This is a genomic window from Pseudoglutamicibacter cumminsii (assembly GCF_016907775.1).
Lineage (GTDB): Bacteria > Actinomycetota > Actinomycetes > Actinomycetales > Micrococcaceae > Pseudoglutamicibacter > Pseudoglutamicibacter cumminsii.
Genome location: NZ_JAFBCO010000001.1, coordinates 714412 through 736554, shown reverse-complemented (window position 1 = coordinate 736554; position 22143 = coordinate 714412). Strand labels below are relative to the sequence as shown.

General features: G+C 60.1%; 22 protein-coding genes, 1 pseudogene and 1 riboswitch. Of the genes and pseudogenes, 10 read left to right on the top strand and 13 right to left on the bottom strand.

Going from position 1 to position 22143, the window contains the following annotated elements; genetic code table 11:
• Nucleotides 1–28: 28 nt before the first annotated feature.
• The 5 genes from JOD50_RS03395 to JOD50_RS03375 all read right to left on the bottom strand — a co-directional run bounded on the left by JOD50_RS03395 (nt 29) and on the right by JOD50_RS03375 (nt 4583).
• Nucleotides 29–688, bottom strand: a complete 660-nt coding sequence (locus tag JOD50_RS03395) for a DNA-3-methyladenine glycosylase I (RefSeq protein WP_338051990.1) — start codon at nt 686–688, stop codon at nt 29–31.
• A gap of 131 nt (nt 689–819) precedes the next feature.
• A complete protein-coding gene (locus JOD50_RS03390; protein ID WP_204880398.1) occupies nt 820–1326 on the bottom strand; it encodes a MarR family winged helix-turn-helix transcriptional regulator in 507 nt (168 codons plus the stop codon).
• Nucleotides 1319–3043: a DHA2 family efflux MFS transporter permease subunit gene (locus JOD50_RS03385; protein ID WP_204880397.1), complete on the bottom strand. Its 1725-nt coding sequence runs from the start codon at nt 3041–3043 to the stop codon at nt 1319–1321. Before JOD50_RS03385 ends, JOD50_RS03390 begins: the two co-directional genes overlap by 8 nt.
• A 156-nt stretch (nt 3044–3199) precedes the next feature.
• Nucleotides 3200–3655 (bottom strand): type II 3-dehydroquinate dehydratase, encoded by a 456-nt coding sequence (gene aroQ, locus JOD50_RS03380; RefSeq protein ID WP_239541512.1) that lies wholly within the window; start codon nt 3653–3655, stop codon nt 3200–3202.
• A gap of 67 nt (nt 3656–3722) precedes the next feature.
• Nucleotides 3723–4583: an NUDIX hydrolase gene (locus JOD50_RS03375; RefSeq protein ID WP_204880396.1), complete on the bottom strand. Its 861-nt coding sequence runs from the start codon at nt 4581–4583 to the stop codon at nt 3723–3725.
• A 157-nt stretch (nt 4584–4740) separates the two neighbouring features.
• On the opposite strand from JOD50_RS03375, the gene JOD50_RS03370 reads away from it, so the two are divergent.
• Nucleotides 4741–5793: a putative sulfate exporter family transporter gene (locus JOD50_RS03370; protein ID WP_204880395.1), complete on the top strand. Its 1053-nt coding sequence runs from the start codon at nt 4741–4743 to the stop codon at nt 5791–5793.
• Between the two features lie 42 nt (nt 5794–5835).
• Here JOD50_RS03370 and ald read toward each other — a convergent pair whose 3' ends face one another.
• Entirely contained in the window at nt 5836–6948 is a 1113-nt protein-coding gene (ald, locus tag JOD50_RS03365; protein WP_204880394.1) for an alanine dehydrogenase, read from the bottom strand.
• A 307-nt stretch (nt 6949–7255) separates the two neighbouring features.
• On the opposite strand from ald, the gene JOD50_RS03360 reads away from it, so the two are divergent.
• Nucleotides 7256–7492: a helix-turn-helix transcriptional regulator gene (locus JOD50_RS03360; protein ID WP_101630880.1), complete on the top strand. Its 237-nt coding sequence runs from the start codon at nt 7256–7258 to the stop codon at nt 7490–7492.
• Nucleotides 7493–7584: 92 nt separating this feature from the next.
• Here JOD50_RS03360 and JOD50_RS03355 read toward each other — a convergent pair whose 3' ends face one another.
• Nucleotides 7585–8442: a hypothetical protein gene (locus JOD50_RS03355; RefSeq protein WP_204880393.1), complete on the bottom strand. Its 858-nt coding sequence runs from the start codon at nt 8440–8442 to the stop codon at nt 7585–7587.
• A gap of 258 nt (nt 8443–8700) precedes the next feature.
• Between JOD50_RS03355 and JOD50_RS03350 the strand changes: the two genes are divergently transcribed.
• Nucleotides 8701–9912, top strand: a complete 1212-nt coding sequence (locus tag JOD50_RS03350) for a variant leucine-rich repeat-containing protein (RefSeq protein WP_476704303.1) — start codon at nt 8701–8703, stop codon at nt 9910–9912.
• Nucleotides 9913–9947: 35 nt separating this feature from the next.
• Here JOD50_RS03350 and JOD50_RS10590 read toward each other — a convergent pair whose 3' ends face one another.
• Nucleotides 9948–11228 carry a CDP-glycerol glycerophosphotransferase family protein gene (locus JOD50_RS10590; protein ID WP_204880391.1) on the bottom strand — a complete coding sequence of 427 codons (1281 nt, stop codon included), beginning with the start codon at nt 11226–11228 and terminating at the stop codon, nt 9948–9950.
• 159 nt (nt 11229–11387) lie between these two features.
• Nucleotides 11388–11495, top strand: a riboswitch (TPP riboswitch).
• On the opposite strand from JOD50_RS10590, the pseudogene thiC reads away from it, so the two are divergent.
• The 4 genes and pseudogenes from thiC to JOD50_RS03325 all read left to right on the top strand — a co-directional run bounded on the left by thiC (nt 11494) and on the right by JOD50_RS03325 (nt 16137).
• Nucleotides 11494–13379, top strand: a pseudogene (gene thiC / locus JOD50_RS03340) (phosphomethylpyrimidine synthase ThiC). (Overlaps the previous riboswitch by 2 nt.)
• Before the next feature lie 226 nt (nt 13380–13605).
• Nucleotides 13606–14223 (top strand): copper resistance CopC family protein, encoded by a 618-nt coding sequence (locus tag JOD50_RS03335; RefSeq protein WP_204880389.1) that lies wholly within the window; start codon nt 13606–13608, stop codon nt 14221–14223.
• Between the two features lie 27 nt (nt 14224–14250).
• Nucleotides 14251–14814 carry a copper chaperone PCu(A)C gene (locus JOD50_RS03330; RefSeq protein WP_204880388.1) on the top strand — a complete coding sequence of 188 codons (564 nt, stop codon included), beginning with the start codon at nt 14251–14253 and terminating at the stop codon, nt 14812–14814.
• A 60-nt stretch (nt 14815–14874) separates the two neighbouring features.
• Nucleotides 14875–16137, top strand: a complete 1263-nt coding sequence (locus tag JOD50_RS03325) for a Dyp-type peroxidase (RefSeq protein WP_204880387.1) — start codon at nt 14875–14877, stop codon at nt 16135–16137.
• Between the two features lie 27 nt (nt 16138–16164).
• On the opposite strand, the gene JOD50_RS03320 is transcribed toward JOD50_RS03325, so the two are convergent.
• The gene (locus JOD50_RS03320) at nt 16165–16848 is read right to left on the bottom strand and encodes a M48 family metalloprotease (RefSeq protein ID WP_204880386.1); all 684 of its coding nucleotides are present in this window, start codon (nt 16846–16848) and stop codon (nt 16165–16167) included.
• Between the two features lie 99 nt (nt 16849–16947).
• Complete coding sequence (locus JOD50_RS03315) at nt 16948–17322, bottom strand: BlaI/MecI/CopY family transcriptional regulator (protein ID WP_204880385.1); 375 nt, start codon at nt 17320–17322, stop codon at nt 16948–16950.
• A gap of 75 nt (nt 17323–17397) precedes the next feature.
• On the opposite strand from JOD50_RS03315, the gene JOD50_RS03310 reads away from it, so the two are divergent.
• Both JOD50_RS03310 and JOD50_RS03305 read left to right on the top strand, forming a co-directional pair.
• Entirely contained in the window at nt 17398–17595 is a 198-nt protein-coding gene (locus JOD50_RS03310; RefSeq protein ID WP_204880384.1) for a hypothetical protein, read from the top strand.
• A gap of 51 nt (nt 17596–17646) precedes the next feature.
• A complete protein-coding gene (locus JOD50_RS03305) occupies nt 17647–19098 on the top strand; it encodes an NAD-dependent epimerase/dehydratase family protein (RefSeq protein ID WP_204880383.1) in 1452 nt (483 codons plus the stop codon).
• Between the two features lie 59 nt (nt 19099–19157).
• Here JOD50_RS03305 and JOD50_RS03300 read toward each other — a convergent pair whose 3' ends face one another.
• Nucleotides 19158–19793: a mycothiol-dependent nitroreductase Rv2466c family protein gene (locus tag JOD50_RS03300; protein WP_204880382.1), complete on the bottom strand. Its 636-nt coding sequence runs from the start codon at nt 19791–19793 to the stop codon at nt 19158–19160.
• 199 nt (nt 19794–19992) lie between these two features.
• Between JOD50_RS03300 and JOD50_RS03295 the strand changes: the two genes are divergently transcribed.
• Nucleotides 19993–20907 carry a 3-hydroxyacyl-CoA dehydrogenase gene (locus JOD50_RS03295; RefSeq protein ID WP_204880381.1) on the top strand — a complete coding sequence of 305 codons (915 nt, stop codon included), beginning with the start codon at nt 19993–19995 and terminating at the stop codon, nt 20905–20907.
• Between the two features lie 103 nt (nt 20908–21010).
• Here the strand turns inward: JOD50_RS03295 and JOD50_RS03290 are convergent, their stop codons facing one another.
• Together JOD50_RS03290 and JOD50_RS03285 are read right to left on the bottom strand one after the other, a co-directional pair.
• On the bottom strand, nt 21011–21367 hold the full coding sequence (locus JOD50_RS03290; protein ID WP_204880380.1) for a DoxX family protein: 357 nt from the start codon (nt 21365–21367) through the stop codon (nt 21011–21013).
• A complete protein-coding gene (locus JOD50_RS03285; protein ID WP_258265681.1) occupies nt 21364–21957 on the bottom strand; it encodes a TetR/AcrR family transcriptional regulator in 594 nt (197 codons plus the stop codon). Before JOD50_RS03285 ends, JOD50_RS03290 begins: the two co-directional genes overlap by 4 nt.
• Nucleotides 21958–22143: the final 186 nt, after the last annotated feature.

The following is a 22143-nucleotide window of genomic DNA, read 5'->3' as shown; positions in this document are numbered from 1 at the left end:
AGCGCGATGGCGAGCGCAACGATCCGCATCACTGGTGAGTAGCGGGTGCACTGAGCTTTTCCACGAAGCGTTCGCCGCGCTCCGTCAGCTGGCCAGCGGCATCACGGAGCCCGCACACACCACGTAGGTGGGACGACGTGACGTGGGCATCGACCATCCCGACCGCACACATGAGCGCGAACGCGGTGACTGGCCCCACGAAACGGAATCCGTGCGCACGCAAATCTTTTGCGAGCTCACGTGACTCCACGCTCTGCGACGGGACCTGGTCCTCGGTTGCTGGAACACAACTCTGTTCTGGAGTATGCCGCCACACGAGCGCCGGTAGCCCGCCCACATCACGCGCTGCGACCGTCGCTTTAGCGTTGGTGATCGCGGCCTCGATCTTGGCGCGGTTCCGGATAATCCGCGCGTCAGCGAGCAGCCGCTGAATTTCCTCTTCGGTGAAAGCAGCAACCGCATCGGGATCGAAGTCAGCGAAGACCTCGCGCAGGGCATCGCGCTTCTTCAAGACCGTGAGCCAGGACAGACCGGCCTGGAAAGATTCGAGAACGATCCGCTCATAGAGCCCGCGCTCGCTCGTGACGGGGCGGCCCCATTCGGTGTCGTAATACTCGGTGAGAAGCGGGTCTTGCAATGCCCATGATGCGCGCGTCAGGTTCTCGCTGCCGGCTGCTGGCTGATCCACAATGGTCTCCTAGAGGTCTAAGTGATGCGCTGGACTTCCAGCTTCTCAGTGCGGTGAGGGGCCGGAACAGGCTGGCCCCATAATGTGGATAAAACCCGCGAGAAAGCCCTCTGTGGAACACCGAAGCCCGTTTATGGTGCGTCTTTACCCAAGGGACGGACACGGCTGTCGTTAAGTTTCTTCATGAGCGCCGCGAACGTCGAAACTTCTTCAAGAGTCCACTCTTCAAACATGGCCGCCGACTCTTTTTGCCGCTTCAGAGCATATTCCTGGAGCCGCTCCCGGGCTACATCGCTGAGTGACAACAGGAAGCTTCGGGCATCCTTCGGATCCGTGGTCCGAACCAACAGGTCCGCCGACTCCAGACGCTTGATCGCACGCGAGACCATCGACTTATCCGCGTCAACAACCTCGGAAATCTCAGTGACCGTCATCCCGGCGTCAGGGGTCTCGCTATCGGTCTCCATGCACCGTCGGTACAGCGTCGAGGCCACAGTCCCATCGAACGGTTGAAGTGATGCATCCAAAGCCGCCGCCTGCTCGCGGAAACTCCGGCGAGCTGCAGCCAACAGAATCCGGTATTCGCGGGTCAGTGAACGCAGCTGCTCTGCGAATTCATCGCTGTGCATCTCAGACATCGCGACGCACCTCCTGCCGTGCTATTTGGCTGTTAAGCTCTTCAGCTTTGCCGCTATGATCCGTAACTTTATCGGCGGACTCTCCAGCCGCGCGAGCTAGCTCTTCATGACGGGTGTGCGTCGACAAGCTCAGGTTCGGAATAAAGATCGCCGCCAGCAAGCCAAGTGCGGCAATCGGGGCCGCATACAGGAACAGATGCGCAATCGCTTCGCCGTAGGCGTGCTCGATGATGGTCGCAACCGAATCCGGCAACATGCTTGGCGCCGGAAGCTCGCCAGAACTCTGCATCTCCATAATCGAGGCCCGCTCACCGTCAGGAAGCTTAGCGATAGCGGCCATCAGATCCTGCTGACGATCAGCGATCAAAGACGGCGCAAGGTTAGCGAGCACACCGCCGAGCCACGCGATACCAACAGTTCCGCCCATCGAACGGAAGAACGCCACAGCCGACGACGCAACACCCATCACCCGCGGATGCACAGCGTTCTGAGTCAAGAGCACAAAGTTCTGCATCGTGCCGCCCATGCCCGCGCCCATGAGGAACATGAGCGCCGCCATGAACCAGTAATTTGTGTCCGCGCGAACCACAGACATCAATCCGAGGCCCGCCACCAACATGACCGAGCACGCGATCACATACGGTTTCCACACGCCCGTGCGGGTGATGATCAAGCCGACGACGTTGCCGGAGATCATGCTTCCCGCCATGATCGGGATGGTCATGACACCCGCCATGGTTGGGCTTGCGCCGCGCGCCATGATCATGAACTGAGACAAGTACACGGTCGAACCGAACATCGCGAGCCCAACAGCGATCGAACCGACTACTGAAAGCGTGAATGTACGGTTCTTGAACAGTCGCAGGTCCAAAAGCGGCTCATCGGTGCGCAGCTCAACGAACACGAACGCGATCAGCAAGATAGCCGATGCGCTGGTCATCCACAGCGTTTCAACGGACTTCCAAGGGAACATCGCGCTGGGGCCGCTGCCGCCCATCGTGACCCAGATGAGGAATAAGGAGATGCCGCCAGAGAGCAGAACCAGGCCCCACACATCGAGGCGGAAACGGCGACGTTCTTGCTCCGGAAGGTGCAGGCGTGTTTGGAGCATGACGAACGCGACGATCGCAACCGGGAGCGCGATGTAGAAGTTGTAACGCCACGTGAACGTGTCGGTGATCCAGCCGCCCAGTAGCGGACCGCCAACGGTAGCGAACGCCATCACGGCGCCGAAAACACCCATGTACTTGCCGCGTTCGCGAGGCGAGATGACGTCCGCCATCACGATCTGCGACAACGTCATGGTTCCGCCGATGCCGATGCCCTGGAATACGCGGGCGCCGATGAGCATGTCGATGGATTGTGAAAAGCCCGCGAACGCTGTTGCTGAGACGAAGATCGCGAGCGAAACCTGCATCAGCATCTTGCGGTCCAGCAGGTCAGACAGCTTGCCCCAGATGGGGACGGTGACCGTCATCGCGAGCATTGAAGCGGCGATGACCCACGAATACTGCGCCTGTGTACCGCCGAGGTCGTGAACGATGCGCGGCATCGAGGTTGAGACGACCGTGTTGGCGATCATGCCCACGAACATCGCGATGATCAGCGCTGTCAGCGACTGGATCTTGGCGCGGTGAGACATCGGCGTTGTCTCAGTTGCAGGCGCAGAACTATCGGTAGCTGCAGATTTTGATGCCGGCGCTGGGTTTTCGGCCACGCAACCTCCTGGAAGGGTCATGGAGTCCATGACGAATGTTGTTGATGAAAGTCAACAATAATCCAGGGTAGTTGCATATTGTCAACTATCTCCAGGGGGGAGGGGCGTTCTGGGACCGGCTCGGCGTCCGTCGGCCTCTACTGTGTGAGCCGGCCCTTACTGTGCGAGTGCGCGGATCCCGAGCTCGTAGCCAGCAACCCCGAGTCCCACGATGATCCCCTTTGCTACAGGAGAAAGGTAGGAGTGGTGGCGGAACTCTTCACGCGCGTGAACGTTGGAGATGTGCACCTCGATCGTGGGGCAGAAGGAGCCCGAGATCGCGTCCGCGAGCGCGAGTGACGTGTGCGTGTATGCCCCGGCGTTGAACACAACGCCCACCGCGTTTCCGTCCTTGACTGCGGCGCCGGCTTCGTGGATCCAGTCGATGAGCTCGCCCTCGTGGTTGCTTTGCCGGAAATCCAGCGTCAGCCCGTGCTCGGTGGCAGCGGCCTCGCACAGGTCCTTGACGTCGCTGAGGGTCGTGGTCCCGTATGTTTCCGGGTCGCGGGTACCTAGAAGGTTGAGGTTGGGGCCGTTGAAAACGTAGACGGTACGTGGTGCTTCGGTGCTCAAGGTTTCGCTCGCTTTGCGCTGTTCGTTCGGGTGGAGGTCGGATTGGTTGGGATAGATGCAGGGCAGGTTAGCTGTAGATCGGTTTTCCGGCGTCCCGGTAGGCGTCTTCGCCCCAGAATTCGATGCGAGGTTTAGCACCGGGTTGGCGCGTGATGCTTGGCATCGTCACGCCGGTGGTGGCTGGTTTGAGGGCGTCCTCAACGGTTTCTGCTCGCGCTAGCCGCTCTAACTGTGCCCATGTGGGGGCCATGACCATCAGCGTGCCTTCCTTATAGCGGCGCAACGCTTCTTCGGGGCGGATCCAGAAACTATCGACCGATTCGCTCGTGTGGCCGTCCGCGATCTGCCCTTCCGGCAGAACTGCGGCGAAAAACCGGGTGTCATAGCGTTTAGGTAGCCCCGTTGGGGTGATCCAGCGGTCAACGCACACGATGTTCTCAAGGTAGGGGACCGCATCGAGCGCGGTCATGGCCTGATGGATGCCGATGCGGTGCTCCTCTAGCGCGCGACGCCGGGCTTCCCTGTCGGGATGCAGCTCAGTTCCGGTGGCCGGGTTAGCTGGCTCGGCGAGCAAGACACCACATTCTTCGAAGGTTTCCCGTACTGCGGCAGCCACGAGGGTTTGCGGCGTGACCGGTTCACCACGATCAGCCGCGGTGACACCGGAAGCTTCCGCGGCGTCGTCGGTCAGTGAGGTAGCAAGGGCATCAGGCAAGCTCCACGAGGCGGTTCCTTCCGCATCGCTCGGATCAACGCCTCCGCCGGGGAACACCACCGCGCCCGGCGCGAACTCCATGCTGTTCGCGCGGACGTGAACGAAAACCTCAACGCCGCTACCGGCCCCAACGCCGCTATTGGACTTAGCGGCCGGGCGGACCAGCAATACAGAAGCCGAGTTCTTAGCTCGCACGGAAGTCGAACCTGTCACACCGGAACCTTTCTCTTGTCGCCGCCGTTCGGCCGGGTATGGGCTTGAGTCTAGTTCTTTTGCAGAATCATGAACCATGCCTGTGGAGAAAGAACAAGGCAAGGTCTAGCCTGAAGATCGCGACACTTCCAGCCCGCCACCTTCGAAGGAGCGCCACGTGGCCCAGATCCAAGACCAACAAAGCGGCAATGCAGCCGCGAAACCATCGGTGTGGTGGGGGCTTGGGCTCGCGTTCGCGGTGGGGGCTGTGTGTATCGGATTGGGTGCGTTGAATGCTTCGATCCCGGTCATGCTCGTCGCGATTCTGCTGGGCGCGGTGTGGCGTAATGTTGCGCCAGTGCCCGCTATCTTCGACCCCGGCATCGCTGTTGCCGCCAAGAGGGTTTTGCGGCTCGGCGTTGTGCTCCTTGGCTTGCAGCTGTCCGTCACGCAGGTCATTGGGCTCGGCTGGGGCGTGGTTGTGGTCGCTGTCGCGGCAGTGGCCATTACCTTTGTTGCGACGCTGTGGTTTGGCAAAGCGCTCGGCATAGAGAAGGATCTGCGGATGCTGATGGCCGCTGGTTTCTCGATTTGTGGTGCCGCGGCGGTCGCCGGGATGCAGGGTGTAACTCGCGCTAAACAGGAGCTGGTTGCGGCTGCGGTCGCGATGGTGGTGGTGTGCGGAACGCTCATGATTCCGTTGGCTCCGCTGTTGGTTCGGTTGCTCGGTTATGACGATGGTGCGGCCGGCATGTTCATCGGCGGTACGGTTCACGAGGTCGCTCAGGTGGTTGCGGCCGGCGGTATCGCGGGCGGCGGGGTCATCTTGTCGACGGCCGTGACGGTCAAGCTGGCAAGGGTTCTGATGCTGGCGCCGATGATCGCAGCTGTGTCGCTTGGCGCTCGCCGTGCTGCAGGGAACGGCTCAGACGGTGGCGTGGGCGCGGACACGAAGCTTCCTCCGATCATGCCGCTGTTTGTGTTCGGCTTCATCGTGATGGTCGTGATCGCTTCGCTGCATATCGTTCCGCAACCGGTGCTGGATATAGCGAAGATCGCGCAAACGTTCCTGCTGGCGTCAGCGATGTTCGCACTCGGCCTTGGTGTTCACGTGAAGTCGCTCATCAAGCTCGGTGGCCGCCCGCTCGTGCTCGGTGCGGCTTCGACCGTTGTGATCGTCCTCGTGGTGATCGTGTGCATCGCGCTCGGCGCGGCACCGGCGCTCAAGTAACTCGGCGCGGCACCCCAGCTTTAGCCGGCCAGCACATCAGCGTTAGCTAGCAAGCACATCGGCGGGTGCAACAAAGTCCATTCCGTGTGCCTCAGCGACACCGCGGTTGGTGACCTTCCCGTCGTGCGTGTTGAGGCCGGATGCGAAGCCTTCATCTGCTGCCAGTGCCTCGCGCCATCCGTTGTTCGCGAGCTTCATGACGTACGGCAACGTCGCGTTGGTCAGCGCGGCGGTTGAGGTTTGCGGGACGGCGCCCGGCATGTTGGTCACGCAGTAGTAGAGGGCGTCGTGGACGCGGTAGGTCGGGTTGTCGTGGGTGGTTGGCTTGGAACCTTCGAAGCAGCCGCCTTGGTCGATCGCGATGTCCACGAGCACCGAGCCCGGCCGCATCGTTGCGACCATATCGAGCGTCACGAGCTTCGGGGCCGCCGCCCCTGGGATGAGAACGGAACCGATCACGAGGTCGGCGTCCTTCACAAGCTCAGCGATCGCGAGCTTGGTTGAGGCCATCGTTTTGATGTGGCCGCGCGCGAGGTTGTCGATTTCGTGCAGCCTCGACGCGGAGATGTCCACGATCGTGACCTCGGCACCCATGCCTTGCGCGGTGCGCGCTGCTTGTTCGCCCGCGTTGCCGGCGCCGATCACCACGACCTTCGCGGGCCGGGTTCCGGGCACGCCGCCCATCAGGATTCCGGAGCCGCCGGCTGGCTGCTGCAGCAGCGTCGCACCGATCTGTGCGGAGAGGCGCCCCGCCACTTCCGACATCGGCGACAGCAACGGCAACGTGCGGCCTTGGGTTACGGTTTCGTATGCGATCGCGGTGGTTCCGGCTTCGAGTAGGGCTTCGGTGCAGGCGCGCGATGCGGCAAGGTGCAGATATGTGAAGAGGATCTGGTCTTTGCGCAGCAGGTCGTATTCGCTCGCTTGTGGCTCTTTGACCTTGAGGATGAGTTCGGCGTCCCATGCTGGGGCGGCGCCGTCAACGATTGTGGCGCCCACATCGGTGTAGTTTTCGTCTGTGTGGCCGGCATGGATGCCTGCGCCTGACTGGACTAGAACCTCGTGGCCTGCGGCTGTCAGCTCGGATACGCCTGCAGGGGTGACTGCTACACGGGATTCGTTGTTGAGGACTTCGGTGGGGACGCCGATGCGCATGTGGACTCCAGAATGATGACGGGTGCTAACTCCAAAACGAGCTGTGATCTAACACACATCATGCCTTAAGGTGGGCCGTAATGTTCAGTCGGGGATGCCTCAATGTGTCATCTGAACGCTTTGTCCCCCTTTTATGTCGTTAGCTCTTTCTTGGTGGCGTCTGACGGTGCTATTCTGTATTCAATTCCATAAGAAAGAACCTGGTAGGTGCACCGACATCGCTCTGCGAGCGCGTCTTCGCATGCGTATCCAAAGCTGTTGGGGAGCCCTGACTGCCAGGGTGCCGTGACCGTGAGGGAGAGCCCTAATGGAGAAGAAGCAGCCTCGTTTCCTGCGTCTTGAAGATGTAGCTGACGAGTTGAACGTCAGCATGCAGCAGGCCCGTTCGCTGGTGCGTACGGGTGCCCTGCCAGCCATCAAGGTGGGCGGTCGCGGCATTTGGCGCATCGAACGTTCTGAGCTGGAGTCCTATATTCAGCGTCAGTACGCGTACACTCGCGAGGCCGCCGAGAGGGATGCCCTCGCCGACGAGTTCGCCGACTAAAGGCTCCAAAGCATGAGCTTTCGGTAGTTACCGCAGACGGCCTCCGTGTCTGATTGCTTCAACGCTCGTCAATGAGATGACGGTTGAAACGACTAGAAGACGCGGAGGTCTTCTTTGCTCATGAAGATGGTGCGGCCGGTTTTGATGTTCCAGCACGTGAGACCAACTTTTTCGGACTGGCATACGTAGTCGCCGTGCTTCACCACGGTCCCGTAATCGAGAACCTGGCCCTCAAAGCCCTTTTCGCACACGTCCTTCTTGTAGCATTTGTCGCCTACGAGGGCGCTTCCGTAATACGGTTTCCGGTCGACTTGGGTGATGGCAACCAGCGCGTCGTCTGTCTCTGAGTGGTGAGGAGCGTTTTTAGAGAACAGCTCCGGTGGGTTGGTCTTCCACGAGTCGACGGTGCACATGATCTGGTTGCCCATGCGGTCATTGTCGGCTGCGGGCTTGTAGATGTTGCAGCCGATGTTGCCGCTAGGTACCTGGATCGAGGCGACGAGGCTGCCTTTGTCCTCACGGGTGCGGTTCGCGTCGATCGCGTTGCTTGGGGCGGGATCGCCGGCTTTCGGTAGCTTCCCTTCAAGGACGTTGATGCCGGTGCCGGGGTCCTCGGCCGAGTCGCTGCTGTCGTCGGATTCGCTTTCTTCAGATCCGCTCGGGCTTTCAGAAGCGGAGTCCGTGGCAGACGGTTGCGAGTCGGACTCCGAAGGTCCTGTGCTATCTGAGGCCTCGTTGCTTTCTGTGGTGCTTGACGAGGCTTCAGGTGAAGGCTGGTTCGGTTTGTTTTCGTCTCCGCCGCGGGTTGTGATCCAGATGATTCCCGCAACAAGCACGATGACGGCGATCGCGGCGCTGATACCCGCGATCCATGGCGTTGCTCGCTTCGATCCTGCCTGTTGCTGCCCAGTGGAGTGTGGGCCTGGGGTTTGAGGGTTGTGACCATTCATGATGCTGTCCTCCCGGAGGGGAAACTGACATTGCTTTTGGTTTCGTACTGGTCTTTCAGCGGATTATTGGTACTAGCGATTTCAACTCCTTGCGTTTTCAACGATAAAACGCTTGCGGCGGTGGCGTCTAGAGAAGGCAGCGGCGTCTAGAGAAGCTAGTGGGTGCGATGTGTCCTGAATCTCTTGTTAGCCTTCTACAATCAGTATTTGCATCGATGCCCAGCGGTGAGAGTTGGGCGGCAACATAGTTTGACCGTGATGTTCGAGGATGGAGACATGGACGAAGCGCGTTTGCGTCTGGAAGATCCGGAGCTTTCTGCTGATGAGCTAGTGCGTATCGCTACGGAGCACCCTGAGCTGAGGAGCAAGGTTTTCATGCACCCGAACTGCCCTAGCGGGCTCCTGGTGCAGATCCTCTCGGAGGTGCCCGGACCTCCGGCTCCTACGTCGGAATCTCCAGCGACTGATGCGCTTGATGCGTCGGATGATGCGGATGCGACGCAATGGTCCGTTCCGCCTGTCCCCCCGGCGTCGGCTTCGCCTCTACCGGACTCGACTAGCGAGGAGTCTGAGATTCAGGAGCCTGGCGCATCGGGTGGCGGGCCGTTATTCGTTCCGATTTTGCCGCCGGTATCTGCAGAGGGTGCCGCGGAAGAGGCCTCAGCGGCATCGCGTCATAGCGGGCAACCGCAACCGTACGCTCCAGGCCAACCCTTTGACTATGAGGAAGACGACGACCAGCCGCGCCGGCGTGGCGGGGCCGCGTTGGCCATCGTGCTGGTGGCTGTGATTGCGATTGTTGCCGTGGTTTTCGCTGGCAAGTTCTTGTTGGGTGGGGGAACTCAACGTACTGCCCCGGATGCCGCCGCTGAAGCGCCGGGCTCTAGCAGCACGGAAGATGCTGAAGAAGATGCTGGCGAGAGCTCGGAAGACGAGGGCGATCAACGCGGCGAGGACAAGCCGAAGGAACCGCTGCCGTCCGAGGCGTATCAGGGTGCTCGCGGACCGGCCCCGTCCGGTTCCTTGGAGCCGAGCGAAACGGTCTCTAAGAGCGGGCTGAAGATCGCCTCGATCGCCACCCCGACAGGCAACATCGGATGCGACATCCGGTTGACGGACAGTTCGGAAGACCCGGATGACCACTCGAGGGATTCGATCATTTGTGCCGTCAAGTCGTGGAAAGATGACGCGCCTGTAGCCGCGGACCCTCAGCCTGATAAGGGCACAACCCCATACGTCTACCTGGGTTCGGAGAACAAGGAGCCAAGTTACGGCGGCTCACACAAGGGAAAGTTCTGCTTCGAAAAAGACGGCTGTGAAGACGGCTTCAAGGGGCAGAAGCTGGAATACGATAAGGCTGTTACGTACGGGGATTTCGTATGTGTTTCCGAAATGCACGGCCTGACGTGCTGGAACACAAAGACGGAGCGCGGCGTCTTCTTGAGCCGCGATCACTTCCTCACGTTCTAAAGGCCGTATCCGTGTCCTGACACGGTCATGAGGCCTTAGCTTTCGGGTTCGTCGGCTGTTTCGGCTGCGGTGGGCTGCACATCGAAGTGCTTTAGTTTCTCTTCCCGCTCAGCGATGAGCTTCTGAACGGTTTCGATGAACGCTACGCGCGACTCGCCAACCCCGTAATCGCCGAAGTACAGCGCACGTGCTTGTGCTCGCGCGTCTTTATCGCCGCCGTTAGCGAGTGCATCGGCGATCATCGTAGGCAATGTATCCACGGTGTCCGCATCGATCACTGGTACAGCTGATGCGATCGGTGATTCATCCGTGAGCTGTTTGCGGTTGGTGCGGCGGTCGGTCAGCAGCATCGGGCTGTCTGCTTTGAGGTAGAGGAAGTCGAGGCCAACGCTGGAGATGTCGGTGATCATGAGGTCGACGTCGGAGAACATCGCGAGGATGTTCCCTTCCTTGAGGATCAAATGTTCGCCGCCTTCGGCGTTCGCTGCTTCGATGAGCTCAAGGATCCTCTGGTGTCCGGCCTTCATCTCTGGCTGGCGTGCCCCTGCCACGCGTGGGTGCGGCTTGTAGATGAGGCGCGTGCCTTCGGTAGCCAGGGCTGCTTCCACGATCTGTGGGCCGTAGCAGTCGATCGAGGTGTAGTTGTTGTTGTCGTTTTCGCCTTGCCAGGTTGGCGCGTACATGATGGTGCGCAACTGGCTGGCTGGAAGCTCGTCTTCGTAGTCGAGGTCAAGCTGTGGGCGGCCAACAGAGATCAGCTTCGATTCGTCGAAGTCGATGAGCGCGCGGCGGTGGCGGCGCAAAGCTGCTGGGCCCGCGGTGAATACGGCGTCGTATGCCTTGGCCTGGTTGGAGACCATCGAGAGCTTGTCTGATTCGCCGTGGTTGATGTGCACGTGCACGGCTGGCGCGTAGCTGAGGGTCTGGAAGTTTGAGCGGCCGTTGTTGACGTAGAGGAACAGCTTGGGCTTGTGCTCTTCGTAGTAGCTGATCATGTTGTCGAAGCTTCCGCGGTAGACCACCGGGAGGTCCGTGATCTCTTCGACGGCTTCAATGGCCGATGGGCGGCGCAGGAAGATCGCGGTAGGCACGGTTTCGTTGAGCTCTTCGAGCACCGGGATCCACTGCTGCAACTGGTAGAGCTTGGCGTGGGTGTCACCGAAGTAGGCGAGCACTTGAGCGCCGGGCGCCGCGGAATCTGCGTGTTCTTTGGCGGCGATGTTGTATTGGCGGGTTCCGCGGAGCCATTGGCTGCTTGCTTTCCAGGCTTTAGACCTGAAAATTTTGCGTGCGATCTTCTTAAGCTGCTTTTCCACGGATCTCCTGCAAGACGTCAACGTATAACGCCCTCAACGTAAGGGCGAGTACTAGGTGACCGGATAACGAGCTATATCTTACAAGCGTGAAGCGGTGACGGGGTGTTGGCATGAATGTGATGTGTGTTGGCATCTGCCCGCGTTGTGTGTTCGAATGGTGAGCATCCATACGGGTGCCCCTGCGAGGGGCTGAGACAAAGCTATGAGCTTTGGACCGTCGAACCTGATCCGGGTCATACCGGCGTAGGAAAGTGAGGATTGCGCTATGTCTGTGCGCCCTGACGACGTCATTGAATCAACGTCCACCATTGAAACGGCCGAAACCGTCGCCGAATCGTCTGCGGAAGTATCATCAGCCGATGCGCAGCAGCGCGAACAGTATGAATCGCATCGGCTTGCATGGATCGAAGACAAAGAGCATGGCATCCGTGTTCCCGTCACCGAGATTTCACAGCTTGATTCGCCAGATGGTTCCCCGAACCCTCCGTTGCAAGTTTACCGCACGATGGGGCCAGGAAGTGTTGCAGAGGAGGGGCTCGCGCCGTGGCGTGAACGGTGGATCCTCGAACGCGGCGATGTGGAAACGTACGAGGCCCGCGGCCGCAAGCTGGAAGACGATGGACGCTCCGCCGTGCGCCGTGGCGCGGCTTCTCAAGAGTGGAGGGGGCGCCGGCCCGTTCCTTTGCGTGCAAAGCCAGGGCGCCGCGTAACGCAGATGCACTATGCGCGGCAGGGGATCATTACCCCTGAGATGCGGTATGTCGCGTTGCGTGAAAACTGCGATGTCGAGAAGGTGCGCACCGAGGTGGCGGCGGGGCGCGCCATCATCCCTAATAACGTGAACCACCCGGAGTCTGAGCCGATGATCATCGGCCGGGAGTTCCTCGTCAAGGTCAACGCGAACATCGGTAATTCCGCGGTGACAAGCTCCATTTCGGAAGAGGTGGCCAAGCTCGAATGGGCCTCCAAGTGGGGCGCTGACACCCTCATGGATTTGTCCACGGGTAACGATATTCACACTACGCGTGAGTGGATCATCCGGAACTCGCCGATCCCGATTGGCACGGTCCCGATCTATCAAGCGTTGGAGAAGGTGGACGGCGACGCGAATGCGCTCACGTGGGAGATTTACCGCGATACCGTCATCGAACAGTGTGAGCAGGGTGTGGACTATATGACGGTGCACGCGGGTGTTCTGTTGCGTTACGTCCCGCTTGCCGCGGACCGTGTTACCGGCATCGTGTCCCGGGGTGGTTCGATCATGGCCGGGTGGTGTTTGGCGCACCACCAGGAGAATTTCCTGTACACGCACTTCGATGAGTTGTGTGAGATTTTCGCGCAGTACGACGTCGCTTTTTCGTTGGGTGACGGCTTGCGGCCAGGGTCGATTGCGGATGCGAACGATGCTGTGCAGTTTGCTGAGCTGGATACTCTCGCTGAGCTTACGAAGCGTGCGTGGGAGTATGACGTGCAGGTCATGGTTGAAGGCCCTGGGCATATTCCGTTGCATAAGATTCGCGAGAACGTGGAGCGTCAGCAGGAGCTGTGCGACGGAGCGCCTTTCTATACGTTGGGCCCGTTGGCTACGGATATCGCTCCGGGTTATGACCACATCACGTCGGCGATCGGTGCCACGGAGATCGCGCGTTACGGCACTGCGATGCTGTGTTACGTGACCCCGAAGGAACACTTGGGTCTGCCGAATCGTGATGACGTGAAGACGGGTGTCATCACGTATAAGATCGCGGCGCACGCTGCAGATATTGCGAAGGGGCATCCGGGGGCGACCGAGCGTGATGACGCGTTGTCTAAGGCCCGTTTTGAGTTCCGTTGGCACGATCAGTTCGGTTTGGGATTGGACCCTGTGACTGCGCTTGAATACCACGACGAGACACTGCCGGCTGAGCCCGCGAAGACTGCCCACTTCTGTTCGATGTGCGGGCCTAAGTTCTGTTCGATGCGCATCTCGCAGGATATCCGCGATACCTACGGTAGTAGGGAGGCTCAAGAGGCCTTGGTGGGGATGCAGAAGAAGAGCCAAGAGTTTTGGCCTCGGGCGGCAAGGTCTATTTGCCGGCTTCGAAGGTTGGTGCTCCGGTTGATTCGGTTGGTGCGCAGCGTGATTCGGTGGGTGCCCCGGTGGGAGAATGATGCCCGCATAAACCCCGTTGTAACCCCGGCCGTAAGCCCCGCTGTGTGAGGGGCGTTTAAGTATGGACTGCGTCTCGTTCGAGGCGCAGTCCATACTTAAAGGGGTGGGTTAGCGCTGTGATTGAGCGTTCCGCAATAGGATTTATCTACTACATCTTGTAGAGTAATCCGCGTACCCACTACGACAACGTCCAAACTCGTCAAGCTACCGGGAGAGATCAAAGTAATGACACGAACACTGCCGAGGCCTATTGCTGCACTGAGTGCTGCGGCGTTCGCGCTGTTGTTGGTCATCGCATCGGTCTTCTTCGCATCGGTCTTTGGCGCATCGACCGCGCAAGCTCACGATCGTTTGGTCAAATCAACGCCATCCAACGAAGCCGCTCTCGATCAGTCCCCAGGGAACATCACACTCGAGTTCTCTGGCCGCCCGATGGACTTGGGCACCATGATCATGGTGGTGGATGCGGAGCAGAAGAACTATGCCGAGGGTCTTGACCCAGAGTTGAAAGACTTTAAGGTCACTCAGCCCTTGACGGAAGACCTGCCAGACGGAAACTACGAAGTCCGCTGGCGCGTGGTCTCTGAGGATGGGCACCCCATCTCAGGAACCATTCCCTTCTCTGTAGGTGACGTTACGAACGCTCCGAAGGTTCCTGCCCTTGAAGGGAAGGACGCTGACAGCGGCAGCATCTACGACGGTGCCGCTGAAGCCGCCGACAGCGCCGAATCCAACGAGGCAACCGGTGTTCCTGTCTGGGTTATCGCGACCGCAGGGGCTGGCGTGATCATCGTGGGTCTTGTCATCTGGTACTTCGCCAGCCGTGGCACGAAAACCAACTGAGGCAACCTCTCTTCGTAAAGGATCACTATGAACCGCCGTATTTCCGCCGCAATCGCACTCAGCGCAGCTGCCGTTCTTGGTTTGTCAGCATGCTCGGGTGATACGAAAGAAAACACCAAGCAGGAAAGCTCGCAGGAAGCACTCACGACCAACGAAACCTGGGTCAAAGCAGCTTCCGAGGGCATGACCGCCGCATTCGGTGTCATCGAAAACAAGACCGATAAAGACATCACGATCGAATCCGCAACCAGCGAGTATGCGAAGAAGATCGAACTGCACGAGGTTGTCGAGACCCCGGATGGCGCCAAGAAGATGCAGGAGAAGGAAGGCGGGTTCGTCGTTCCCGCTCACAAGAGCATCACCCTTGAACCAGGCGCTGACCACTTGATGTTCATGGGTCTTGAGAAGGAAATCAAGCCAGGCGACACCATCAAGATCACCCTCAAGACCACCGATGGCGACACCTTCGATTTCGAAGCCCCAGCCAAGGAATTCACGGGCGCTAACGAAAACTACGAGGACGGCCACGGCGATATGGACCACGGCGATCACGGCGACCATGACCACGGTGACGACCACAGCGATCACTAAGTAAGGCAATCAGCCTCAGTATGCACACGCATCGACGTCGATAGAAAGGAAAGGCACGTAATGACCCGCGCGGAACAAGACGACCAGAAAGGTCGGGGTGGCGTATCGCGTCGCTCATTGCTCTTCGGGGGAGCCGCAACCGTAGCGGGAGCGGCGGCCGTTGTCGGCGTCGATGCGTTTGCAAGCAACCGTGAAGACCAAGCGAGGAAAGAAGCGCTCGCCGAGGCCGACGTCATTCAGGGCGTCAAGAAGCTGCCGTTCTACGGCGAGCACCAAGCAGGCGTTGAGATGTACCCGCAGGCGCATCAGACGCTTGTGGGGCTCACCCTCAAGAAAAAGACGGACCGCGACGGCCTTTACCGTTTACTCAACATCCTCACCGACGATGCGGCACGCCTCACGCAGGGGACTGGCGCGTTGGCGGACACCGAGCCGGAGCTCGCGTTTTATCCGTCGCGGCTCACTGTGACGTTTGGCTTCGGTTCCGAGACGGTCAAGCGGATCAATCCGGACCCGAAAGCCATGCCGGACTGGCTCAAGCCGCTGCCTAAGTACAAGCGGGATACCCTCAAACCGGAATGGACCGGTGGCGACTTTCTGATTCAAGTGGCTGCGGACGATCCGGTGACGGTCGCTCACGCAACTCGCATGCTGCTCAAAGACTCACGCCACTTTATGGATGTCGCGTGGGTTCAGCAGGGCTTCCGCCGCGCATACGGATCTCAGAAGCACAACCACACGCAGCGCAACCTTTTCGGCCAGTTGGACGGCACCGTCAACATGGCGCCAGAAACTGATGACTTCGCGTCAGTCGTGTGGGAAGGCCCGGATAAGAACCCTGCCTGGCTCGATGGCGGAACGAGCCTCGTGATCCGACGCATCGAGATGATGCTCGACAAGTGGGACCGGCTAGACCGCGATGGCCGCGAAGCCTCGGTGGGGCGCCGTATGGCCTCCGGAGCTCCGCTGACTGGCCATAAAGAACACGACGAGCCGGACTTCGAAGCGAAGAACGCTGCTGGCTTCCCCGTGATCGCCGAGTTCGCGCACATCCGGCGCGCCCGCTCTGACAATCCGCACGAGCGGATCTTCCGTCGCGTCTACAACTACGACGTGCACCCCAGCGGGACTGAAGTTTCAGATTCGGGGCTCATCTTCACGGCATTCCAGCACAACCCCGTTACGCAGTACGCACCGTTGCAGAAGCGGCTCGATGAGCTCGACCTGCTCAACGAATGGATCACGCACATCGGGTCCGCCGTGTTCGCGATCCCGCCAGGCTGTAAGGACGGCGGATTCATTGGGGACACTCTCTTCGCGTAACGTGACTGCGGCGGGCCGGAAGCGCCGCTAGGCGACAGCCGCCTGCATCTGTAACCTGTGCGCCCGCGCAAGCATGCCGGCGTCACCAAGTTCCGTGCCCATCGTCGTGAGGGCCCCTGCCAGCGCGGCGGAACTTGTGGCTTTAGTTGCGGCGTCGTCGGCGGCTAATTCAACCAGCAAAAGCGAAGCCCGCCGTAGCTCGCGGCCAGCGCGAAACGCGCCGAGGGCAACAGAGTTCACATGTGCGACCCGCAATGCGAGCCCATGTCGCTGTGTCAGGTGGGCGTGCTCGTGGGCGATCACCGCATCGAGCTCAGCATCACTCAGCGCCTCGCGCAGTCCCGAAGAAACGAAGACGGTCGCGCGTTTGAGGGGGACAGCGCACGCAAGCAGCTCATCGGCGTGGAAGAGGATCAGCTCATAATCACGATGCTGTGTGCGGCTGTAGCTTGCGGACTCAAGGTGCGAAACCGTGGACTTTTGGATCTCAACGAGCGGCTCATTTGCCGTGTAAATCAAAGCCGTGACCGCGCCGAGGGCGAGCAGGCCGATCCAGGCGAGGAGCGAAAGGGCCAACGATTCGAGCCCAGTTTCTTCCGGGGGAGTGGACACCGCCGCAGTTGCACTCAAGATCAAGCCGAGTGCAGTGAAGCCTAGTCCTGTGAAGAACGCCCCGAACCACAATGCGAGACCGAGTCGCGGGCGTCGCACATGCCAATGTCCTTTGGTGAGGACGATGGGCGCTACAAAAGCTAAGAGCGTAGAGACGCCGAAACATGCGAGGACCCACCAGAGCATAGGCACAGTATGTCAGGATTTGCGGCGCTTCTTAGAGTTGAAGGCTTCATTGAGAAGGGCTACATCTGCGGCGTCGAGGTTACCTGCGAAAGCGAGCAAAGCCGCTTTGCGGTCGTTGGCCTGACCAAGTGCTGCGAGCATTCCGTGGCTTGCGGCGTCTTCGTCGCTGTGGACGGCTTGGAACGTGGTCTTGCGAGGAGACGGACCTCCGCGGGTCACTTGGCCCTTCTTTTCGAGGCGGGCGAGCACCGTCATGATGGTCGTGTAGGCCGGTTGTGGCTCGTCGAATGCGTCCTGGAGTTGGCGCGCGCTCATAGGTGAGGCGTTCTCCCGTAGAAGATCTAGCACCTCGCGTTCAAGCTGGCCGCGTTCGCGAATGGGCGTCATGGGGTCACCTCCCTGCCTGTTATTGCCTGTCATTACTTGCCTAACTCTACAAGATGTAGCAGCCGAAGGTGGAAGGTGCCAAATGTTGAGTTTGAGAAGGATACGTTGTTGTTCCTTGAGGACCAGATGCACCTGGGCACGTTGACGGTTGGGGACCGCCGGATGGATAAGGATCTGCTTGCTCGGGTTCGTGAGGTAGCTGAGGAGGCGGCTGAGCCGTCTGCAACCATGTTGCGGTGGGCTGGTGTGCCCCGCCGCGGCCGCGCCGTTTAAGGGGTGTGTTTGGTGGGTAGCCGGCGGGCGGCTGGTGGGTAGGCTGGTTTTATGAGCTTTCAGCGTGTTCAGCAGGTGCGTGTTGCTATCCCTCGTGAGGCTGTGTGGGGTGCCTTGATGACCCCTGATGTGTGGCCAGTGATGGACGATGCGGTTCAGCGGTGTACTCCGGTTGCTGAGGACGGCACGGTGTTGGTTGATGTGGCCGCGGGCGAAGCCGGTGACCTGGCTGTGGGGCAGAGGATCATGGTGGTTCCGAGGGCTGTCGCTCGTGGGACGGTGCATGCGTTGACGGCGCCGCCGGCTCGGATTGTTGAGGTGGTTGAGGGGTTCCGCTTTGCGTGGCAGCAGGATCAGCCTGGTGGCTTTACGCGGGTGAAGTGGTCGCTGATTGACTCGGCGGATGGCCGCGGGACTATTGTTGAGCGACGGATTGAGGCGGAGGGACCGCTGGGGTCTGCCGCGGGCGGTGCGGCTTTCGGCGGCCTCCTTGACAGTGACCTGTCAAAAGTTGGTGCGCGTTTATTTGAGATGCTCGCTGAGGAAGCTGAGCGCGATGCGGCGCAGGCCTTGCCGCTGGTTGTGATCGCTGGCGGGACGGGCTTCTTGGGTGCCCGGCTTGCTCACACGTTGATGGCGCGCGGTCGCCGGGTGGTGGTTCTGAGCCGTAAGCGGCGTACGGGTGGTTTGGTCCCGCGGCGTCAATGGGATGGTGTGAGCCAGGGGGAGTGGTCGGAACTGTTTGCAGACCCTGCCGGTGTTTCGGTTGTGAACATGGTGGGTCCGCGCATGTTCAAGAAGGCAACGGCGGAGAAGCTGGCGGAGCTGCGCGTGGCACGGGTGACGGCGGCTCGGGCGCTGAATCAGGCCGCGCGGAAGGCGAAGCGTGTGACGGGCTGGATCCACGCATCGGCCCTTGCATTGACCACGGATGCTAACGCAGAGGACTACACCGCGGACACAGCCCCGGATTGGGCGCCGGAATCAGTTCCGGGTATGGCGGCGTTGCTGAAGGAATGGGAAGCCGCTGCACCGGATAACGCCGTGGTAGTACGGACGGCACCTGTTTTAGGTTCCGGGATGCCGGGGCTTGCAGGGCTCAAAACTGTTGCAGCGGCAAGGGTTCACCCAGCTGAGGACTCTTGGTTGTCGTGGATTCACGTGGAGGATTGGGCTCGGATTGTTGTGCACGCGTTGCTCATGCAGGAAGAGCAAGCGGCAGCCGAAGGACGTGGCTTCGAAGCTTTGAGGCACCGCGTTGTGGTGGCGGCGGCGCCGGAGCCGATCAGGCTTTCGGAAGCCTTGCAATTGCTCGGTTCCGCTTCGGGTAAGGGTTGGCAACTTCGGGTTCCTGCGGGCCTGATGCGTGCCGTCGGAGAATTGGCTGGTTTCGAACCGGAGCTTTTGCTGACCGGCGTGAAGGCCCGCACGAATGCCGCCGAGATTCTGGGGCCTGTGTTTGAGTATCCAGACTTTGAGCGGGCCGCGGCGAGCTTCCGCTAAGGGGTAAGTTCGCCGGGCCTGCTCAGATGTCCGGTTGCTGACCGGTTAGATCGTCTCGGCTAGATGCTCTCGGTCCCGGTCTTGTCTGGGCCGCCCTTTGGGCGGGTGCGCTTGAGCTCGTAGAACGAAGGAACTGGCGCGAGCTTCTCGAGGCCGTCCCATAGGTCGAGGCCTTCCTCGCGGCTTGGCAAGGCGTTGATGACAGGACCGAAGTAGCCCTGCGGCTCCGCGCCGTTCTTCGTGAAGAGAATGATCGGCACGCCGACGTCGTTGCCGACCGCATCGAGCGCTGCCTGCTGTTCAGTTTCGAGGTGGGCGTCCCAGGAAGCGTCGTCTGCGGCATCGGCGAGGGACGCATCGAGGTTGTGGTCCTTCAGTACGGTCGCGATGAGGGAATCATCCATCGCGCCGTCCTGTGTGTGGTAGGCGCGGCCGAAAGCGGTGTAGAGGGCGCCGGCGTCGGCCCCGGCCTTTTCGGCGGCGGCGATCACGCGCAGCACGCGGTGGCCTGCGACGTGGCCGCGGCCGTTGTGGTTTGCGGTGCCGTTGCCGAGTTCATCGTTCTTGATTGCTAGTGAGAACGGGCGCCACGTGATGTCGATGTCGCGGTCTTCCTGGACGCGGACGAGCCAGCGGCTGGTGACCCAGCAGAAGGGGCAGGAGGGGTCGTAGTAGAAATCAACGGTGGTGCTCATGATGCTCCTTCGGTTGAGGCCTTAAGTAGATGCTTGCGGAAGGGGCAAGCTCGTGGTGTTTAACCGGTTTTGGGCCCGACTTTATTCCGCGGAGATTGAGCCTCGTGACTGGTTTCGCTGATGGGCGAATGCCTTGTTTCAAGCGCCAAGAGGAGTAATGTTACAAGTGTAAAGTTAGTCCTTGTGAGGGGAGCGGAAGATGTCGGAAACTAACAACGCAACTGAATTCACAACCGTTACCGTTCTGGGCGGAGGCGTGCTGGGATCGCAGATCGCCATGCAGGCTGCCTATCACGGTAAAGACGTCACCATTTACGACCCGTTCCAGGAATCGATCGACAAGCTCCCGGCCCGCTGGGCGTGGATGCGCAAGGGCTACAGCGAGGACCTGGCCGACTTCACGGAAGAGAACTTTGAGGAAGCCGTAGCGCGCATCAAGGCAACAACTGACCTTGAAGAGGCGGTTTCCGACGTCGACATCATCATCGAGGCAGTACCGGAGAACCTTGACCTCAAGCGCGAAACCTGGGCTAAGGTCGGCAAGCTCGCTGATGAGCGGACGCTGTTGGCGACCAACACGTCGTCGTTGCTGCCGTCACTGTTTGCTGACTCGACGGGCGCACCGGAGCGCTTCCTCGCCATCCACTACGCGAACCGGATCTGGAAGCAGAACCTCGCGGAGGTCATGGAGACCCCGAAGACGGACCAGGCCTTCGTTGAGAAGGCGCTGACGTACGCCAAGGAGACCGGCATGGTTCCGGCTCACGTGAAGAAGGAAACCCCTGGTTATTTCCTGAACTCACTGCTGATCCCATGGCTCAACGCAGGTAGCGACCTGTACATGAACGGCGTGGGCACCCCTGAGGACATCGATAACGCGTGGAAGCTCGGTACGGGCTTCGCTCGCGGCCCGTTCGAGGTCTACGACGTGGTTGGTTTCCACGTGGCTTCGAACATCGCAAGCACGTCTGAGGACGAGACTCGCCAGCGTTTCGGCAAGAAACTCAAGGAAGCGATCGATGCTGGCTTCAGTGGAGTCGCAGACGGCAAGGGCTTCTACAACTACGACGAGAACGGCAAGCCGGTAAGCCCGAACGAGTTCTTCGCTAACTAACAGCTAAGGCGGCGAAGATCCGCAACAGCTAAAGCAAGATGCTCCAGGATCTGGACGATCCTGGGGCATCTTCTGTTGTAGGTAGCTTCCGGGCGAGAACTTTCTAGATGAAGCTCCACACGAGTGTGGCACTGGCTAGGACGAGCACCCCCAGGCAATTGATCCAGAAGGCTGAGCCTGTTGCTTTTGCGCGGATATGGGCTACAACAGCACAGAGGAAGTAGGCGATTACACCGCTGTTTGCCGCGAAGGCTAGTCCGGGAACCCAGATCCCTGCGATGAGCCCGGCTGCGGCTAGCACCTTGATGACGAGCAGGGACCACCACCATTCTTCAGGAAAGCGGACACCGTGGAGGCAGTCGCGAATAAATTGGACCGGCCGGATTGATAGTGCCACATCGAGAATGAGAGCGGTTGCTAAGAGCGCTGGTGGTAGCTCTGATGAGGGAATCAGGATCATGAGTTGCTTCCTGTTGGTGGGCAGATTGCGGTGAAGACTTTGCGTAGCTGAGTGAGGAGGTCGGCGCCGGACTGTTCGGTGGTGGATGCCCAGATGAATAGGTTGCCGATATAGGCAGAATGAAGGGCTTCGGCTCGTCTATGTGTGTCTGCCCGGCTTGTGCATCCGTGGGCGGTGATGAGTTGTTCAAACACATCGATGAGTCGGCGTGCAAGGTCGGTGAAAACGACGGAGGTGTGGCGGCCGCGCACTAGGACCGATGCATAGGTGCGGGCTAGTTCGCGGCGTTCCTCGAAGAGAGCGACGAACGGTTCCACGATGGATATAGCACTGTCGCCGCACGGCTCGCTGGTATCTAAGTCGAGGGAATCGATGTGTTGTTGGCGTTGATCGATGAGGTCATCGAAGAGCTCAACGAGGAGGGCTTCTTTGTCCCCGGCGGCCATGACGGTGCCGACGCTCACGCCGGCTTCTTGAGCGATCTCACGAATCGTCGTGGAAGCGAACCCGCGCTCGCCGAATAGGCGACTTGTAGCTTTCAACACGGCGCGGCGGGTTGCTTGTCTAGTTTCATTTCGGCTGCGGGGCACGAGTAACTCCTGAACGCGTTCACTGAACATGTTCAGTTTACGCCTGACCGATCTCGCCTCCGGATGTCCAACCTTTCTAGTTGCGACGCCCTGGGGCGCAGGCTGGCGACTACCTCGGGGTTGCAGCGTGGATGAGGGTTAGCGTCAGGACTGCAGGCGCTTTAGCCGAACCGAACTTCGCTCTGT

Coding starts and splice junctions, on each gene's coding strand:
- JOD50_RS03390 (WP_204880398.1), bottom strand. CDS start 1,326: ATGTCTGAGATGCACAGCGATGAATTCGCAGAGCAGCTGCGTTCACTG.
- ald (WP_204880394.1), bottom strand. CDS start 6,948: ATGCGCATCGGCGTCCCCACCGAAGTCCTCAACAACGAATCCCGTGTA.
- JOD50_RS03360 (WP_101630880.1), top strand. CDS start 7,256: ATGGAGAAGAAGCAGCCTCGTTTCCTGCGTCTTGAAGATGTAGCTGAC.
- JOD50_RS03355 (WP_204880393.1), bottom strand. CDS start 8,442: ATGAATGGTCACAACCCTCAAACCCCAGGCCCACACTCCACTGGGCAG.
- JOD50_RS03350 (WP_476704303.1), top strand. CDS start 8,701: ATGTTCGAGGATGGAGACATGGACGAAGCGCGTTTGCGTCTGGAAGAT.
- JOD50_RS03335 (WP_204880389.1), top strand. CDS start 13,606: ATGACACGAACACTGCCGAGGCCTATTGCTGCACTGAGTGCTGCGGCG.
- JOD50_RS03330 (WP_204880388.1), top strand. CDS start 14,251: ATGAACCGCCGTATTTCCGCCGCAATCGCACTCAGCGCAGCTGCCGTT.
- JOD50_RS03325 (WP_204880387.1), top strand. CDS start 14,875: ATGACCCGCGCGGAACAAGACGACCAGAAAGGTCGGGGTGGCGTATCG.
- JOD50_RS03315 (WP_204880385.1), bottom strand. CDS start 17,322: ATGACGCCCATTCGCGAACGCGGCCAGCTTGAACGCGAGGTGCTAGAT.
- JOD50_RS03305 (WP_204880383.1), top strand. CDS start 17,647: ATGAGCTTTCAGCGTGTTCAGCAGGTGCGTGTTGCTATCCCTCGTGAG.
- JOD50_RS03300 (WP_204880382.1), bottom strand. CDS start 19,793: ATGAGCACCACCGTTGATTTCTACTACGACCCCTCCTGCCCCTTCTGC.
- JOD50_RS03295 (WP_204880381.1), top strand. CDS start 19,993: ATGTCGGAAACTAACAACGCAACTGAATTCACAACCGTTACCGTTCTG.
- JOD50_RS03290 (WP_204880380.1), bottom strand. CDS start 21,367: ATGATCCTGATTCCCTCATCAGAGCTACCACCAGCGCTCTTAGCAACC.